The sequence below is a fragment of the Herbaspirillum sp. SJZ099 genome, from assembly GCF_007828355.1.
In the GTDB taxonomy this organism is placed as follows: domain Bacteria; phylum Pseudomonadota; class Gammaproteobacteria; order Burkholderiales; family Burkholderiaceae_D; genus Herbaspirillum.
In genome coordinates this window covers 1,154,339-1,171,756 of record NZ_VIUO01000001.1, presented here as the reverse complement: position 1 = coordinate 1,171,756, position 17,418 = coordinate 1,154,339, and the positions used below count along the sequence as shown (strand labels likewise).

The window sequence follows — 17,418 nt, the reverse complement described above, 5'->3', positions numbered from 1 at the left end:
AGCCCTCGATTCGCGAGGCGGTGGTGGTGGCCGTGGATGGCCAGCGACTGGCGGCGTATGTGTCGCTGCATCAGGGCCAGAGGCATGACGAGGCAACGCTGAAAACCGCGCTGGCCGAGCATCTGCCCGAGTACATGGTGCCGGCCCTCATCATGGTGCTGGCGGCGTTGCCGCTGAGCACCAATGGCAAGATCGACCGCAAGGCCTTGCCGGCGGTGCAGATCAGCCAGGACAACGACTACAGCGCTCCGCAAGGCGAGATCGAACTGGCGCTGGCGGCAATCTGGCAGGAAGTGCTGGGCCTGCCCCAAGTGGGACGTCAGGACAATTTCTTTGCCCTCGGTGGCGATTCCATTCTCAGCCTGCAGATCATCGCGCGCCTGCGCAAGAGCGGCTGGAAGCTGACGCCGCGCCAGATGTTCGATCGCCAGACCATCGCCCAACTGGCCGAGGTGGCGCAAGCCATCGATCAGGCGGTGTCTCCCGGCGCCGCGCCGGTCGCCGTCAGCGGTCCCGATATCAGCCTGCTGGCGTCGGCCGACCTGCCGCTCCTGCCGGCGCCGCCTGAAGAGGTGGCCGCCGTCTATCCGCTCTCGCCGATGCAGACCGGAATGCTGTTCCACAGCGTCTATGACAGCGGCAGCGCCGCCTATCTCAACCAGTTGCGCATCGATATCGATGGCGAGCTGGACGTGGCGCGCCTGCGCAATGCCTGGCAAGCGGTGCAGGACCGGCACGACGTCTTGCGTACCGGTTTCCTGGCCGAGCATGCGCCGCCGCTGCAATGGGTGGCGCGCGCGCTGGCGCTGCCCATCGAGCAAGCCGATGTGCGCGCCGCCAGCGACCCCGGCACGGCGCTGGAAGCGATCGCCGCCGAGCAGCTGGGGCGCGGTTTCGACCTGGCGCGTCCGCCGCTGCAGCGCCTGATGCTGGTCCGCACCAGCGCGACGCGCCATCACTTCATCTGGACTGTTCACCACCTGCTGCTGGATGGCTGGAGCACCTCGCAGTTGCTGGGGGAGGTTGTGCGCCATTATCACGGGCAAGCCGCCAGCGAGCCGGTGCAGGGCGCCTATCGCCACTACATCGGCTGGCTGCAGCAACAGGATGCAGAGGCCGCGCGCCGCCACTGGCAGGACAGCCTGGCCGCGCTGGCGGCGCCGACCTATCTGCACCAGGCCTGCGCCCCTGCGCAACAGGCCCCGGCGGCCGGGCCTGGGGCCGGCTATGGCGAATACAAGGTCTTCCTGTCGGTGCGGCAGACCGAGCAATTGCAAGGCTTCGCGCGCGAGCAGCGGGTCACCCTCAACACCCTGTTGCAGGCCGCCTGGGGGCTGCTGCTGCAACGTTATACCGGACAGGCGGCGGTCTGCTTCGGCGCGACCGTGGCCGGGCGTCCCGAGGAACTGGAGGGCGTGCAGCAATGGCTGGGCCTGTTCATCAATACCTTGCCGGTGCTGGTGCCGGCGGCGCACGCCCAGCCCGTCGGCCAGTGGCTGCAACAGCTGCAGGATCAGAACCTGGGCGCGCGCGCCTTCCAGCACACGCCGCTCTACGAGATCCAGCGCTGGCACAGCCACCTGGGCCAGAGCCTGTTCGACAGCATCCTGGTGTTCGAGAACTATCCCATCGACAGCGTGCTGCGCAGCGGCCAGGCGCAAGGGCCGAGTTTCCGCCGCACCCATACCCGCGAGCAGACCAACTATCCGATGACGGTGGGCGTGGCGCCGGGGGATGGAAGGCAGAGCGGCTTGCAGATCGGTTTGCGCTATCAGTGCCAGCACTTCGATGACGCGACCGTGCAGCAGATCGCCCGTCATCTGCTGCATGGCCTGCAGGCGCTGACGCAATCGGCGGCGCGCGCCGTGGGCGAGGTGGCGCTGCTGGCGCAGGATGAGCAGCAGGCGCTGCTGCAGTTGGGCCGGGCCGCGCCCGGCGAAATGGAGCGCGTACCGGTGCACCTGCTGTTCTCGCAGATCGCGCAGCGCCAGCCGCAGGCCGAGGCGGTGGTGATGGGCGAACTCAGCCTCAGCTATGGCGAGATCGAACAGCGCTCCAATCGCTTCGCCCGGCAGTTGCTGGCGCGCGGCCTGCCCGCCAGTGCAGGCGAGCAGCGCATCGCCGTGGCGCTGCCGCGTTCGCCGCAGATGATCGTGGCCCTGCTAGGCATCCTCAAGGCCGGCGCGGCCTATGTGATGTTCGATCTGGAAGCGCCGCAGGAGCGCGTGGCCTACATGCTGCGCGATGCCCGGGTCGGCCTCGTCGTTGCGCAGGGGCAGCCCTGGCCCGCGCTGGCGGCGCAGGATGGTCCCGACTGGCTGGATATCGACAGCCTGGATCTGGACAATGGCCATGCCGCGCTGCCCGCGATCGAGACCAGCCCGGAGAGCCTGGCCTATGCCATCTACACCTCCGGCTCCACGGGCCGCGCCAAGGGGGTGGAAGTGGCGCATGGGCCGCTGTCCATGCACATCCAGGCCACCGCCGCGCTCTACGAGATGGGGCCGCAGTCGCGCGAACTGCATTTCCTCTCCTTCAGCTTCGATGGCGCGCACGAGCGCTGGATGACGGTGCTGAGCGTGGGCGGTGTGCTGGTGCTGCGCGATCCCGAACTGTGGACGCCGGAGCAGACGGCCGCAGCGCTGCACCGGCATCGCATCACCCACGCCGGCTTCCCACCGGTCTATCTCAAGCAGTTGGCCGACTGGGTCGAGCGCACCGGTAATGCGCCGCCGGTCTTCCTGTACTCCTTCGGCGGCGAAGCCATGCCGCGCGAGACCTTCGAACAGGTGCAGCGCGTGTTACGTCCGCAGCGTCTGATCAACGGCTATGGGCCGACCGAAACGGTGGTCACGCCGCTGGTCTGGAAAGCCGGAGCGACCCAGCCCTGCGATGTGCCGTATGCGCCCATCGGCCGCCCGGTCGGGCAGCGTACCGCGATGATCCTGGATGACCGCCTGCAATTGCTGCCGCGCGGCGTGGCCGGCGAACTCTACATCGGCGGCGCCGGACTGGCGCGCGGCTATCTGGATCGTCCCGGCCTGACGGCGGCCTCCTTCCTGGCCGATCCCTTCGGCGCGCCGGGGCAGCGCATGTATCGCACCGGCGACCTGGCGCGCTGGCGCGAGGACGGGCAGATCGCCTATCTGGGACGCATCGACCATCAGGTCAAGATCAAGGGTTTCCGCATCGAACTGGGCGAGGTCGAGGCGGCGCTGCTGGCCCAACCTGCCTTGCGGCAGGCGGTGGTGGTGGTCCGTACCATGGGCGGCATCGATCGCTTGCTGGCGTATGTCAGCGCGCATCCCGAGCACGCGCCTGATCTGGTCGCGATCCAGCAGGCGTTGGCCGACAGTCTGCCGCCCTACATGCTGCCCAGCCGCATCATCGTGCTGCCGGCGCTGCCGCTCAATGCCAATGGCAAGATCGACCGCAAGGCGCTGCCGCAGGAGCTGCCGGCGATGCCGGAAAGCGCACTGGGCGATGCGCCCGAGGGCGCGCTGGAAAACCTGATCGCGGCCAGCTGGGCCGAAGTGCTGGGCGTGCAGCGGGTCGGCCGGCATGACAACTTTTTCGAACTGGGCGGCGATTCCATCCTCAGCCTGCAGATCATTGCGCGCCTGCGCCAGCAGGGCTGGAAGCTGACGCCGCGCCAGATATTCGAACAGCAGACCGTAGCGGCGCTGGCCCAGGCGGCCACCCCGGCCGAGCCGGTGGCGCAGCGGGCGCAGGCAGGTGCCGAGGTGGATGAAACCAGCGATGGCCCGGTGCCGCTGCTGCCGATCCAGGCCGACTTCCTGGCCAGCGCCATTCCGCAGCGTCATCACTGGAATCAGGCCATCCTGCTGCACAGCCGCCAGCCCATCGATTTCAGCGCGATGCAGCAGGCCCTGGACGATGTGGTCAACCATCACGATGCATTGCGCATGGTGTTCCGCCAGGATGCGCAAGGGCTGTGGCAGCAGGCCTATGGCCCGCGCCGCGAACGCGATGCCGATGAGTCGTTGCTGTGGCAGGCACAGGTGCATGCGCCGGCCGAGCTGGAGGCCTTCTGCGCGCGCGTGCAGCGCAGCCTGCAGCTGGAACGCGGCCCCTTGCTGCGCGCCGGCAGCATGGCGCTCAACGACGGCAGCTGGCGCTTGCTGCTGGTGGTGCACCATCTGGTGGTCGATGGAGTGTCCTGGCGCATCCTGCTGGAAGACCTGGGGCTGGCCTACCGCCAGCGGCTGGCCCATGCCGAGCCGGTCTTGCCGCCGCGCACCGCGTCCTATCGCCAGTGGGGCCGCTGGCTGCAGGCCCAGGCGGCCACGCGCGGCAAGGAGTTCGGCTACTGGCAAGCGCTCATGGAGGTGCCTGCCAGCCTGCCGTGCGATCATCCCGACGCGCCGTTGCTGGCCGCCGATCAGGCCCGCGTGGCGTGCCGCCTGGATGCGGCGCAGACGCAGGCGCTGCTCAAGCAGGCGCCGGCAGCCTATCGCACCCGCATCAACGATCTGCTGCTGGCGGCATTGGGGCGCGCGCTGGGCCAGTGGGGTGGCATGGCGCAGTTGCTGATCACGCTGGAAGGGCATGGCCGCGAGCAGCTTGAGAACGGCAGCGAGGCGCCGGACGTCTCACGCACCATAGGCTGGTTCACCAGCGTCATGCCGGTGGCCTTGCCCACGGCGGGCGAGTGGCCCACCCTGATCCGCGCCGTCAAGAGCCTGCTGCGCAGCCTGCCGGACAACGGCATCGGCTACGGCCTGCTGCGCCAGTGGGGCGAGGATGCCCAACGCGAAGCCTTGCGGCGCATGCCCAAGCCGGCGCTGGCCTTCAACTATCTGGGCCAGTTCGACGGCAATTTCCGCGAGGAGGGCGGCTGGCAGCCGGCGCCGGAATCGCCCGGCGCCTCGCGCGATCCGGGCGCGCCGCTGGGCTGCGAGCTGTCCATCAATGGCCAGGTGGTCGGGGGCGAGCTGCGGCTGGAGATCAGCTACAGCCGGCAACGCTATGAGGCCGCCACCGTGCAGCGGCTGGCCAGCACGCTGGAAACCGCCTTGCACGAACTGATCGCCCATTGCGCCAGCAGCGCGGGCGGGGTGACGCCATCGGACTTCCCGCTGCTGCAGCGCGACCAGACGCAGCTGGACGCCATCGTGGCCGAAATGGCCTGCCCGCCTGCCCTGATCGAGGACATCTATCCGGCCACCCCCTGGCAACGCAATATGCTGCGCCATCTGCGGGACTCGCCCTATTCGGTGGCCAACGTCGTGCAGCTCGACGCCAGCAGCGCCCACATCGATCTGGCGCGCTTCGCCCAGGCCTGGCGCACCGTGCTGCAGCGTCATCCCATCCTGCGCACCGGCTTCGCCTGGGGTGGGCAGGCGCAGCCGGTGCAGGTGGTGTTGCGCCAGGCCGAGCTGCCGCTGACCGTGCTGGACTGGCGCGGCCAATCGGCGGGCAATGTGCAGCAGCAATGGGAAGCGCTGTGTCAGCACGAGCATCAGCGCGGCTTCGCGCCGCAGCGGGCGCCGTTGATGCGTTTTGTGATCGCCCAGGAGGATGGCGCTTATCGGCTGCTCTGGACCTGGCACCATGTGCTGCTGGATGGCTGGAGCATGTCGCAGCTGCTGGGTGAGGTGTTCTCGCTGATGGAAGAACAGCCGCTGCAGCATCAGGCGCTGGACTTCAGCCATTACATCGCCTGGCTGCAACAGCAGGCCGGGCCGCAGGATGAGTCGTTCTGGCGCGCCCAGTTCGCACGCTGCCCGCAGTTCCCGGCCGGGCTGCTGTGCGGCGCCGCCACTGGCCTGCCGCAAGGCCAGGCCAGTGGCGCGCCATCGGCCTATGGCACCGTGCGCGAGCAGCTCACCACGGCGCAGACCCAGGTGCTGCAAGCCTTTGCGGCCAGCAGCAAGGTCACCTTCAATACCCTGGTGCAGGCCGCCTGGAGTCTGGTGCTGCAGGAGGCCACCGGATCCGATGATGTGGTCTTCGGCGTCACGGCCTCGGGGCGCAGCACCGATTTCCCGGGCATCGAGCGGGTCATGGGCATGTGCATCAATACCTTGCCGCTGATCCAGCATCTGGACGGCGCGATGGGGGTGCCGCAGTGGTTGGCCGGGCTGCAATCGCACAACCTGGCGCTGCGCCAGCGCGAGCATGTGGATCTGGCGGCGATTTCTCAATGGGCGGCACGCGATGAGGGCGACTGGTTTGACAGCCTGCTGATCTTCGAGAACTTCCCGGTGGATGAATCGCTGAAGAAGGGCGTGGGCCGCTCGCTGGCCTTCGACGCCATCCGCAGCCGCGGCGCCACCGAATTCCCGCTGACGGTGGTGGCGTTGCCGGGCGCGGCGCTGCGCTTCCAGTTCGAGTACGACGGCGCACGGATGGAGCAGGCGCAGGCGGCGCAGCTGGCACGCCGGCTGATCGAGCTGCTGCTGGCGCTGCCCGGACAGGACAAGCTGTCCGGTCTGCTGCGCCAGGGGGACCCGCTGTCCACACGTGGACGCCTGGCCGACCGTACCCGTACTGCATCGGTACTGCACCGCCATCCATCCAGCCGCACGCGTGGCGATGGTCAGGAGGAGCGACCGGAGGATGCGGTGCTGGTGTGCTTCCCGGCGCACATGGGCAATGCCCATGAGTACGATGCGCTGGCCGCAGCCATCGGCAGCGAGCATGCGGTGTACCAGCTGCTGTGTCCGCCGCATGAGCAGTGGCGCTGGAGCAGCATGGATGCCGCTGCGCTGGCGGCGCAGTATGCCAGTGCGCTGTGCGCAGCCCTGCCGGGCCGCCGCCTGCGCCTGCTGGGCTGGTCAGTGGGCGGCCTGCTGGCGCTGGAGACGGCGCGGCAGCTGCAGGCGCGCAGCGATGGAGCGGTACAGGTAGAGTGGATCGGCCTGGCCGACAGTGCCGACTTTGCCGGGCTGCGCCAGCAACTCGCGCAGATGCCCATGCCGCCAGCGGCTGTGCTGCTGGCCCATGAGGCCACGCTGGAGCGCTGGCTGGCGGGTTCGCAGCGGCGCGCACGCTGGTATGCGGTGCTGGGACAGATGAGCGCGGCACAGCGGGCGTATTTCCTCATGGAGATCGTGGGGCGGCTGGGTGAGCGCCTGCCGCTGGATGCTCCGGGCACAGTCGGGGCGGAAGCGGCGCTGTGGGAGCGCATCCGTTGCCTGCGGCTTGGCCTGCAGGCACAGGTACAGGTGTCGGCGCCGCTGCATGTCTGGCAGGCCGGTCGGCGCGATGCCGGGCAGGCGCCGACCGACTGGGCGCAGCATGGCGCCACGCTGATCTCGGTGAACACGGTACCGCAGGCCGATCACCTGTCCCTGCTCACCGATGGCCACTGGCACGCCAGCGTGCGTGCATTGCTGGTCTGAAGCGGGCAGGGCGGACGTAAAAAAAACGGCCTCCCGGAATCATCCGGGAGGCCGTGCCAGAGGTCGAAGCAAGGCAGTGGCAGTGTGGGTTTCAGGCCTGGCGCAGCTTATCCTTGCTGAGTTTGCGGCCCTTGCGCTTTTTCCACCACACCACGATGCCGGTCACCGACAGCAGGGTGATGACCAGTCCCATGAAGGAAATGAAGATGCGCCATGGCAGCCCGAACACATGCCCCATATGCAGCGCGCCTATCCAGTTGCTGAAGGTATTGCCGCTGCGATCGCCCTTGGGCAGCCAGTGGCCGCGCAACTGCCCGGTGCGGGCATCGATCAGGATGCCGGTGTTGCCGACGTTGCTGCGCAGGTCGGCGGTGCTGTGCACCATGTAGGCATACAGGCCGCGGCGGCGATCGAAGCTGAGTCTTTCCTCGAAATCGGTGCTGATGCCCCGTTCGGCGGCAAAGCGCTGCATCGCCTCGCGGGCCATCGTGTGCGCCTGCGGCCAGCTCATCGGCGGCGCGGCCAGCGGTTCGCGCAGCGGCGGTTGGGCGCGCCAGCTGTTGTCGAAAGGCAGGATACGCGACATCACCGGCATGTAGATCTGGTCACGCAGGTTGAACATCACGCTGGACCAGGCGAACAGCAGCAGCATCAGCCAGCACCACAGGCCGAAGGCCCGATGCAGGTCGAGGTTGACGCGATAGACGCCGGCCTGCCACTTGACCATCCATGCCGGTTTCCACTTGGACCAGAACGGACGTCCGCGCGGCCAGGTGAGATAGACGCCGACAAAGCAGTCGATAGTCCAGAAGGTCGAGACCAATCCCATCAGCAAGGCGCCCGGCACGCGCGGCAGGGCCATGGAGTGGTGGATGTTGAAGACCAGCGGCATCAGGTTCTGCGGACGAAGGCTGATTTTGTCGCGGTCGCGCACACCCTGCACCTTGCCGGTGTACGGATTGACCAGGATTTCGTTGTAGCCCAGCCGGTAGGGCCGGCCGGTAGCCGGATCGGTGGCGGGGTCGGCCATGAAGGAGACCGTGCGGCCGGGCTGCGGATGCAGCATCAGCTGGTTGATGTGGAGCTTCTCGCCCAGCTGCTGCTGGACCCGTTCACGCAGGGTGTACGGGTCCAGCATGGCAGCGGCTGCCTGGCCCGGTGCCGGCTGGGCCAGTTGCAGCTCAGGCGCGAGCCAGACCTCCAGCTCATCCTCGAAGGCGAGCAGGATGCCGGTCAGGCTGGCCACCACCAGGAAAAACGCGATCGCCAGACCGGTCCAGCGATGCAGCAGGACGAAGGTCTGGCGAGTCGGCGCCCACGGCCTCCAGGCGCGCCCGGAGGACGCCGGAGCGGTTTTTACCATCGTGTGGTCACCTGTACCAGGCCGGTGCGGCGAGCGCCGTATTCACACAGTTCCGAGCAGAAGGCATAGACGCGGTCGGTGACGTTGTTGAGCTTGAGGGCCAGCTCGAAGTTGCGCCAGTCGCTGGAAATGCGGCCCAGGTCGAAGCGCGCGCCGAAGTCCAGCAGCGTGACCGAGGGTGTCTCGAAGGTGTTGAGCGCATTGCCATAGGCGCGGCCGATGTAGCGTACCCCCGCCGAGACGTGCGCGCCAGCCAGTGCGCCGCGCTGGAAGCCGTAGTCCAGCAGCACGCCGGCATTGTGCTTGGAGGCGCCCGGCAAGGCTTTGCCCAGCGTGCTGGTACTGGAACTGCCGGAGGTATTGCTGGTGACCTTGGTGTTGGTATAGCTGTAGCTGGAGGTCAGGTTCAGGCCATCGGCCAGCGACATCTTGCCTTCCAGTTCGACGCCTCGCGAACGGGCTTCGCCGGTTTGCAGGAAGTAACCGGCGTGGGCCAGGTCGGCGGTGGAGACGTTCTGGCGGCGCAGGTCGAACACGGCCAACGTGAACAATGCATTCGTGTTGACCGGTGCGTACTTGACACCGGCTTCGTATTGCTTGGCGGTCTCCGGTGTGAGCATGGCGCCGCCGAAGCTGGTGCCGGTGGTCGGGGTGAAGGATTCCGAGTAGCTGGCATAGGGAGACCAGCCGCCATCGAGCTCATACACCGTGCCCAGGTTGCGGGTATTGGCCTGGTCGCTGCGCTTGGTCCGGGTTCTGGCGATGTAGTTGCTGACGGTCTGATCGGAGTTGTCGTGCCGGATGCCGGCCGAGACGATCCAGCGCTGGCCGATCCTGAGCTGGTCCTGCAGATACACCCCGACCTGTTCGTCTTCGGTCTTGGTGTTGTAGTTGTCCGCCACCGCCGGCAGGTTGGCATAGGTGTTGGTGTAGATGTTGGAGAGCACGTAGCCGGCCAGCGTGTTGGGACTGAGGTAGCCGGTCACGGTGCCAACGGTGCGATGGTAGTCCACGCCCATGAGCACCTTGTGCTTGACCATGCCGGTGCTGAAGTCGGCCTGCAGCTGGTTATCCGTCGTGAGAGTGTCGGAATCGGTCTTCAGGCGCCAGCGTTGCAGCGCGGCGGTGGCGTACTGGGTGGTCGGGTAGTAGGAGGCGAAACGCAGGTTGTTGCGGGTGCCGTCGTACTTGGTGTAGCGCAGGTTCTGGCGGAAACTCCAGACATCGCTGAACCGGTGCGAGAACTGCGAGCTGATCGACGCGTTGTCGTACTTCTCGTTGTTATCGGCCGAGCGGCCCAGCGCCGTGCTGGTGGGGATACGGCCATTGGGGTTGTAGGTGACTGTGCCGGCGGCCGGGAACAGGTTGTTGGCAAGGCCTTCGCTGCGTTGCAGTTCGATGCGGCCGGTCCATTCGGTGCGGTCGTCGGGGCGCCAGGTGATGGCCGAAGCCAGGAACAGGCGGTTGTCGACGGTGTTGTCGACCTGGGTCTTGGCTTCGCGGGCCAGGCCGGTGACGCGATAGGACCAGACACCCGCATCATCGAGGGCGCCGCCGAAGTCGCCAGCGATCTGCTTGCGGTCGAAGCTGCCTGCCTGCACCTGCAGCTCGTGCAGCGGCGTGGTGGTGGGCTTCTTGGAGACCACGTTGATCAACCCGCCCGGGGAATTCTGGCCGAACAGTACCGAGGCCGGGCCGTGCAGCAGTTCGATGCGTTCCAGACCATAGGGCTCGGGCGCATAGCGACTGTAGCTGGCGTTGGAGGAGGTCAGCATGCCGTCGCGATAGAAGGAGCCGCCGTTGTTGAGGGCGAAGCCGCGCAGCAGCGAAGCGGTGTCGACGATGGCGAAGGCGCCGGTGGAGACCTGCACGCCGCTGGTGTAGCTGAGCGCTTCGGCGACGGTGCGGGCCTGCTGGGTGGCGATCTGGTCGGCCGTCACCACCGAGATCGACGTGGGCGTTTCGGTGATAGGGGTGTCGGTCTTGGTGGCGGTGGCGCTGCGCTTGGCCACGAAACCATGCACCGGACCGGTGGCTTTCTCTTCTTCACCCGTAGCCGTGACGGTGACCTGGGGCAGTTTTTCATCCGTGCTGGCGGTCTGGGCCATGCTATTGGCGGAGACCGACATGCCCAGCAGGGCGCACTGGAGGGAGCTGACCAGCAGGCGCTGGCGCAGCGGGGACGGATGGTTCCGGGAGTTTCGTGTGGTCATGGTAAAACGCGTTCCTCGATTGCTGTTGTTGTTGATGTTATTGACGTGAAATTGAACATGAGGCGGCGCGGGCGGCGGCTAGCGTGCCCCGGGTCAGGCCTGCAAGGCGCCATGGCGCTGGACATCCCCTGATGCTTGCAGTGCTGCGGGTACGGCATGGCCCTGGTGCAGCGTGTGCGTGAGGGCCACGCGTATTTCGTCGGTGCGGATCGGCGTGATCGACAGCAGCGTGTCGGACAGGCCATGCGAGGCTTCGCAGCTGCCCTGCAGGAAGATCGCTGGACGGAAATTGGGCGTGCTGTCCAGGCGATAGTGGCGATCCACGCGCATGCCCGGCAAATAGGCCTGCAGCTCGCCCAGCAGGGCGTGATGCTGCTGGCGCTGGTAGCCGGTGCCCAGGATCACCGCATCGTAGGTTTCGGTATTCACCTTGCCGCTTTCCAGGTCCTTCAGGGCAAGGTGCACGCCGGCGTCATCGCTCCAGGCCTCGACGGTGTCGTGGCGGCGCAGGAAACGATGGCGCTGTTCGCCCCGTACTTTCTGCTGGTACAGCACGTCGTAGAGGCGCTCGATCAGGGCCATGTCGGGCGCGGCGTAATTGGTTTGCATGAATTCGTCCAGCAGTGCCACACGGCTGTCGGCCGGGGTGTTGTAGACGTAATCGGTGTAGTCGGGATTGAAGATCTCGTTGACGAAGGGACTGTCGTCGGAGGGCTTGATGGTGCGCGCGCGCGTGACCAGATCCACCGACAGGTGCGGATGGCCTTGCAGTTCCAGGAAGATCTCGGTGGCGCTCTGGCCGGCGCCGATGACGGCCACGCGGCGCGGCTGTTGCAGCCGGTCGAAGGCGCTGCGAAAGCTGCTGGAATGGAATACCCGTGGCTCCTCGCGCAGGTGCGCCAGGCAATCCGGGATATTGGGCGTGCCGCCCAGGGCCATCACCAGGTTGCGCGTGAGGCGCTCCTGGGTGCGGTGCTGGGCATCGCGCGAGATCACCCGCAGCAGCGTCACCTCGCTGCCCCTGATCTCGGGCAGCACGGCGATGACTTCTTCGCCGTAGCGGCATTGATGACCGAAGTGCCCCGCGGCCCAGGCCAGGTAATCGTTGAACTCCAGCCGGCTGGGGTAGAAGGTCTTGAGATTGATGAAGTCCGACAGCCGCTGCTTCTGGTGCAGGTAGTTGATGAAGGTGTAAGGGCTGGATGGATTGCGCAGCGTGGCCAGATCCTTGAGGAAGGAAATCTGCATGTGGGTGCCATCGAGCATCATGTCGCCGTGCCAGGCGAAGTGCGGCTGCTTTTCCAGGAACAGGGCATCGATCGCGCCCGCCTGGGCCTGGCCTTCCTGCAGGGCAATGGCCAGCGCCAGGTTGGACGGGCCGAAGCCGACGCCGATGAGGTCATGGATCTTCAAGACGGGTCTCCTTTCAGGGGGAGCAGGGGAAAAACGGCGGGTCCAGCGGCGCCAGCGTGGTCTGCGGTTGCCACAGGCCCTGCCCGAAATAGCGTTCGCGCGACAGCATCACCAACATGGCGCGCTTGTGGGGGAAGTCGAACTCCTTGAGCTTGGCGTAGCCGCTCTTGTCGAGATTGCGGATCTGCTTGTCGTGGTCCGCGCGCGGCTCGCCCACGACGGTCTGGGTACGGCAATCGTCGAGGAAGAGGTAATGCGAGATCGAGGTCAGCCAGGCCACCGCGAACTGCTTGCCGCGGAAGGCTTCCTCGCCCACCAGCACATGCCAGCCGCGGTCGAAGTCGCCGCAGTCGTAGAAGGGCGCGATGCGGTTTTCCTTGGCCCAGTAGACTTCGAAATAGGCAAAGGGCCGGTCATCGAAACTGGCGATCAGCGAGGTCATGTGCGGATCGGCGGCGATGGTGTCGAGATAGCGGCGATGGCGCGCCAGGTCGCCAGCCTCATCCCAGAACTGCACCACCACCGGGTCATTCATCCAGCGGTTGAACAGCGGCAGATCCTGTTCCAGCCGCAGGCTGCGCAGCGACAGGGTCTGGCCCAGCCAGGGCAGGTAGCGGCGATAGACTTCGCCCTCCGGCTTGGGCGCACGCAGCGGGTGGCGCTTGCCTTCGCTCATCACCTGCTGCACCGGGAAGGGCGGGCGCTCCTGCGGCAGCCATCCGGCGGCGTGCTGCCAGACCAGTTCGGGCGCGGCCACATGACGCGTGCCCTGGCGCTGCAGCAGGCCGGCGCGGCACATGGCCGCAGCCTGCTCGCGGGGCAGCTCGACAGTGACCAACCTGGCTTCTGGCGCATGCAGGAAGATGGTCTGCAGGATGGCCAGCAGATCCGTGTAAGAGGCGCCGCCGCCTTCCTGGGCGATGGTCCAGTCCCGGCTGCTCGCACTGCGCTGCCAGGACCAGCGCGACCGGACCTGGCCATCGGGATCGGTCACGGCGAGCTGCTGCGCCTGGCGCAACACCAGCAGGGACTCGCCGCTGATGCAGACAGGCGTGACGGCGGAGGAGGGGGACAGCGGCATAAACAAAGGCTCCCGGTAGGCAAGCGGACGCAAGGCGAGGCGCCAGCGATCAGCGATGGATACTCAAGAAAGATGACTAAAAGCAACTCCGAACATGTCGGGATCGCAAAAAATCCTTCACCTTTATTTAGACGAATGAGACGTATTTTTATTTATAAGAAAGCGTGAAATCGGCTGGAGTGCCTCTTGAGCACGGCACAGAGCAATTCGAGGTCGGTATCCCGATAGGTCAGCAGGGGTAAATGGCGGGGTGGCTGGATCGTCAGTTCAGTAAGAGTCATTCATTCATGATTTCCTTGTATTCCCCCTTCATTCGATTACTCAACCCCGTCCCGCATGCTCAACTTCCTGATACGCCAATCCTGGCGACTGCTTCTGTTAGCCGCTTCTGCCAGCGTCCTGCGCGGCATCTGCAGCGTGCTGACAGTGGTCCAGATTAATGCTGCCATCGCCGGCCAGGCAGCCAGCCGTCCCCAGGCCGCCTGGCAATTCGCCGCGACGGTACTGCTGCTGATGGTGTTTCACATGCTTTCCAACATTTCCTTCGAGCGGCTGAACCAGCGCGCCCAGGCCGATCTGCGCCGCTACATCTCCTCGCGCGTAATCGGCGCCGATTATCGGCATATCGAAAAGATCGGCGCACCGCGCATCCAGTCGGCCCTGACCGAGCACAGCGCCAAGGTGGCAGAATTCTTTGTCGGCATGCCGGCCATCCTGACCAACTCGGTCGTGGTGATCGGCTGCCTGATCTACATGGTGCTGCTGTCCTGGCAGGTGTTCCTTGGCGCGCTGGCGGTGCTGGCGCTGGGGTCGGTGGGCTATCACCTGGCCCATCTGAAGGCCATCCGTTACCTGGAGCAGGCTGCCCGTGAGCAAGATGTGATGTTCGGCCATTTCCAGGGCATGACCCACGGCGCCAAGGAGTTGCGCCTGCATCGCGACAAGCGCGAGCGTTTCGAGCGCGACTTGCTACACGTCGCCATCGAGAATGTGCGCCGTCTTCGCACGCGTGGCATGTGTACCTTTAGTGCCTCTGCGGGTTGGGGCAATTTCCTGATCTTTGCCTTCATCGGGGTGGTGCTGTTCGCGCTGGTCAGCGACGTCCCCGGGCAGCGCGCGGTGGTGAGCGGCTTCGCGCTGGTGTTCGTCTACATCGTCACACCGCTGGAAGTGCTGCTGATGAACATCCCACGCGCCAATCTGGCCCGTGTGGCCGCTGCCCGTATCGATTTGATCACGCAAGAAATGGTCAGTAGCGAGGCACTCGCATCGGCCGGCCAGCGCAGCCAGCTGGACAGCCTGGTCCTGCGTGGCGTAACCCACCGCTACTATCATGAGCGTAGCGATGGGATGTTCATGCTGGGGCCGATCGACCTGAGCTTCCGTCCGGGCGAGTTGTGCTTCCTGGTCGGCGGCAACGGCAGCGGCAAGACCACGCTAGCCAAGCTGCTGGCGGGATTGTATGTGCCGCAGGATGGGGCCATCCTCTGGAATGGCGTCGCGGTCGACGACGCCAACCGCGACGCGTATCGGCAACTGTTCTCGACGGTGTTCTCGGACTTTCACCTGTTCGATCAATTGCTCGAAGGAGGCCGCCCCGGCTTGGATGCGGAGGCCAACCGCCTGCTGGAACGGTTGCAGCTGCAGCACGTGGTGCAGGTGAAGGAGGGCGCATTCACCACGCGCGCCCTGTCACAAGGCCAGCGCAAGCGCCTGGCACTGGTAGTGGCGGCATTGGAGGACCGGCCCTTCATGGTCTTCGACGAATGGGCTGCCGATCAGGACCCTTTGTTCAAGGATGTCTTTTATCGCGAAATCCTGCCGGAGCTGAAAGCGCGAGGAAAAGCCGTGCTGGTGATCTCGCATGACGACCGCTACTTCGGCCAAGCCGATGTGCTCCTGTCTTTGGAGAATGGTCAATTGACCCGGAACTCGGCAGTCCTCAAAACTGAGACCGAAGTGCAGCAGAAGGAATTTGCGCTCTGAAGAGTAGGAGAGGAAGGCCGCCTAGTTCTGCCTAGTTCAATGAACGGCAGTCGCAGTGAAACTGCCGCACTTTTGCTTCATGCGCGACGTTTACTTCAACGGACGACACCGGCAACAAAAGCACGATTGCACCGATGCTCAAACGCTGGAAAGCTGAGCATCAGGAGGTCGTTGCCGGTGCCGATCTGGGGCTACCAGTGGAACAGTGGAGGCTGTCAAAAACCTCTATACCCGGCTCCAGGATGATGTCGCCCGGCAGTTGGAAGAGGCGCGGGCAGCACATGACAAGGCGCTGGATGCCATGCGCGGCCAACGAGATGCAGCACTGGCGGAACAGGCGCAACTACGCCAGGCCCATGGCACCTTGACACAGGAATGGACGCAGCTCCAGCAAACACTGGCACAGTACAGGCCCAGGCACTCGCCCTGACGGCCGCGCAGACTGAAAATGCTGGTCTCCAGCAACGGTTGGCCGATCGCGTCGCCGAGGCGCACGCCTTGAACCAGCAATTGACTCAGGCCCGCGTGCAGTTCGAGCATTTCCAGGACGCGATCGCGCACCAGCGTAGCGAAGAACAGCAAGTCTTTGAGCAGCGTATTGCGCGTCTGGAGAACGAACTGACCACTGGGCTGCGCGCCAAGAAGCGCAACAAGCCCTGCTCGCGCAACAGGAGGCGACCCTGACGCACCAGGCGTCGGAACAGGAGAGACTACAACAAGCCTTGGCGATCGCCCAAGGTGATCTCGCTCAGGTTCGTTCGGAGCGCGATCAACAGGCCGCGCAGTTCCCGAAGGAAATGGTGGTGGTGCGCACCGAGGCCGAATGCCGCCTCGATGCGGCGCAGCAGGCGCTATTGGAAGCCCAAGCCAGCGCGGCGTCGACCGTGAAGCAGGTAGAGATGCTAGCCAGCCAGTTGGTCGCAGCAGAAAGGAAAGTCAACCAGGTAGAGCAGGAAAAGGCGGCTTGGATCGACAAGATCTTGACGCAGCGCAAAGAGAAAAAGGGCAGCAACAAACTAGGTAGCCAATAAATTTCGCATGCGAAATTTATCGGACTGTCACATGTATGAGGCAGCAACTTGGATCCTACCTTGACAACCTTATTTTTCCTTCGTACATTTGTACGTGCAAACGGTAATTTTCCGTATAACCGGAGATATGTACATGGCACGAGCTGAGCGATTAGAACTGCGTCTTGATGAAGACTTCCTCACACGCATCGATGAATGGATGGAACAAAGTGGTCGAGCAAGTTCTCGCTCAGAGGCGGTCCGGCAATTGGTGGACATTGGACTCGCTGCAGCGAGCGGCAAAGCTATTCATCTGAGTGATGGAGACAAACTTAACTTTATGATGCTGCGAGATATCGTCAAGCATTTAAAAATTAAGGGCGAAACAAATGCGGATTTCGTGGCAGAAACAATTTTTGGCGGACATTACTGGGCACCAACTTGGGAGATGCAAGGACTGTTTCATAATCACGCTGACAGACCTGCCGATGTGAGATTTGTGGTGGACGTGTTGGATATGTGGGACCTCATCGAAGCTCGGGTTGAGAAACTAACGCCGGAAGAGTCAGAAAAACTCAAAGCCGCGAACCATGGATACCTGCCTAAGTTCATTGGATTTGACGGCAATAACGAGGCGGAGCTGATCTCCATCGCTCACTTCCTAGTAAAGAAGATGGAACGGTTCTCGCGGTTTATGAAGCATGACTTCAACTCGCACATGCCTGTGGCCGGACGCTATCGGCGCATGGTCAACGCTTTTGAGCCGATCCGCCAAACACTCGGCTTTGGTCGTGACCTTAGCGTCGAGCAAATTATCGCGATCCTGGCAGTAGAGCGCTGATTTATTAGCAGCGGAACCGTGAAGGTCGGTGTCGTCGAGTCGACCGGGATGGCTTATAAGCTGTTCTGGCTAACCGGCGAGTACCTACTGGCCAGGCGCAGTCAGGTTGGATTCCAGCCAGGGGACACAGATTTACTTCGCCGA

At 64.8% G+C, this 17,418-nt stretch carries 9 protein-coding genes; 5 read left to right on the top strand and 4 right to left on the bottom strand.

All coding sequences use genetic code 11. The features are described 5' to 3' along the window. Positions 1–8 precede the first annotated feature (8 nt). On the top strand, positions 9–7,367 hold the full coding sequence (locus FB597_RS05025; RefSeq protein WP_255517082.1) for a non-ribosomal peptide synthetase: 7,359 nt from the start codon (positions 9–11) through the stop codon (positions 7,365–7,367). Positions 7,368–7,458: 91 nt separating this feature from the next. Here the strand turns inward: FB597_RS05025 and FB597_RS05020 are convergent, their stop codons facing one another. The 4 genes from FB597_RS05020 to FB597_RS05005 all read right to left on the bottom strand — a co-directional run bounded on the left by FB597_RS05020 (position 7,459) and on the right by FB597_RS05005 (position 13,437). After that, the gene (locus FB597_RS05020; protein ID WP_144768336.1) at positions 7,459–8,730 is read right to left on the bottom strand and encodes a PepSY domain-containing protein; all 1,272 of its coding nucleotides are present in this window, start codon (positions 8,728–8,730) and stop codon (positions 7,459–7,461) included. Further along, the gene (locus FB597_RS05015) at positions 8,724–10,943 is read right to left on the bottom strand and encodes a TonB-dependent siderophore receptor (protein ID WP_144768334.1); all 2,220 of its coding nucleotides are present in this window, start codon (positions 10,941–10,943) and stop codon (positions 8,724–8,726) included. The genes FB597_RS05020 and FB597_RS05015 overlap by 7 nt, the downstream gene beginning before the upstream one ends. Positions 10,944–11,036: 93 nt before the next feature. Further along, the gene (locus FB597_RS05010) at positions 11,037–12,356 is read right to left on the bottom strand and encodes a lysine N(6)-hydroxylase/L-ornithine N(5)-oxygenase family protein (protein WP_144768332.1); all 1,320 of its coding nucleotides are present in this window, start codon (positions 12,354–12,356) and stop codon (positions 11,037–11,039) included. Between the two features lie 13 nt (positions 12,357–12,369). Next, positions 12,370–13,437 (bottom strand): GNAT family N-acetyltransferase, encoded by a 1,068-nt coding sequence (locus FB597_RS05005; RefSeq protein WP_144768330.1) that lies wholly within the window; start codon positions 13,435–13,437, stop codon positions 12,370–12,372. 336 nt (positions 13,438–13,773) lie between these two features. On the opposite strand from FB597_RS05005, the gene FB597_RS05000 reads away from it, so the two are divergent. From FB597_RS05000 to FB597_RS04985, 4 genes are all read left to right on the top strand, one after another. After that, positions 13,774–15,423 (top strand): cyclic peptide export ABC transporter, encoded by a 1,650-nt coding sequence (locus FB597_RS05000; protein WP_144768328.1) that lies wholly within the window; start codon positions 13,774–13,776, stop codon positions 15,421–15,423. Between the two features lie 375 nt (positions 15,424–15,798). Next, the gene (locus FB597_RS04995) at positions 15,799–16,107 is read left to right on the top strand and encodes a hypothetical protein (RefSeq protein WP_144768326.1); all 309 of its coding nucleotides are present in this window, start codon (positions 15,799–15,801) and stop codon (positions 16,105–16,107) included. A 38-nt stretch (positions 16,108–16,145) separates the two neighbouring features. Further along, complete coding sequence (locus FB597_RS04990) at positions 16,146–16,454, top strand: hypothetical protein (protein ID WP_144768324.1); 309 nt, start codon at positions 16,146–16,148, stop codon at positions 16,452–16,454. A 133-nt stretch (positions 16,455–16,587) separates the two neighbouring features. Continuing rightward, complete coding sequence (locus FB597_RS04985; RefSeq protein WP_144768322.1) at positions 16,588–17,274, top strand: YfbU family protein; 687 nt, start codon at positions 16,588–16,590, stop codon at positions 17,272–17,274. Positions 17,275–17,418 lie beyond the last annotated feature (144 nt).

Bases quoted from the DNA above. Each gene is read 5' to 3' on its own strand.
- FB597_RS05005 (WP_144768330.1), bottom strand. From the start codon at position 13,437: ATGCCGCTGTCCCCCTCCTCCGCCGTCACGCCTGTCTGCATCAGCGGC.
- FB597_RS04995 (WP_144768326.1), top strand. From the start codon at position 15,799: ATGGACGCAGCTCCAGCAAACACTGGCACAGTACAGGCCCAGGCACTC.
- FB597_RS05020 (WP_144768336.1), bottom strand. From the start codon at position 8,730: ATGGTAAAAACCGCTCCGGCGTCCTCCGGGCGCGCCTGGAGGCCGTGG.
- FB597_RS05000 (WP_144768328.1), top strand. From the start codon at position 13,774: ATGCTCAACTTCCTGATACGCCAATCCTGGCGACTGCTTCTGTTAGCC.
- FB597_RS05015 (WP_144768334.1), bottom strand. From the start codon at position 10,943: ATGACCACACGAAACTCCCGGAACCATCCGTCCCCGCTGCGCCAGCGC.
- FB597_RS04985 (WP_144768322.1), top strand. From the start codon at position 16,588: ATGGCACGAGCTGAGCGATTAGAACTGCGTCTTGATGAAGACTTCCTC.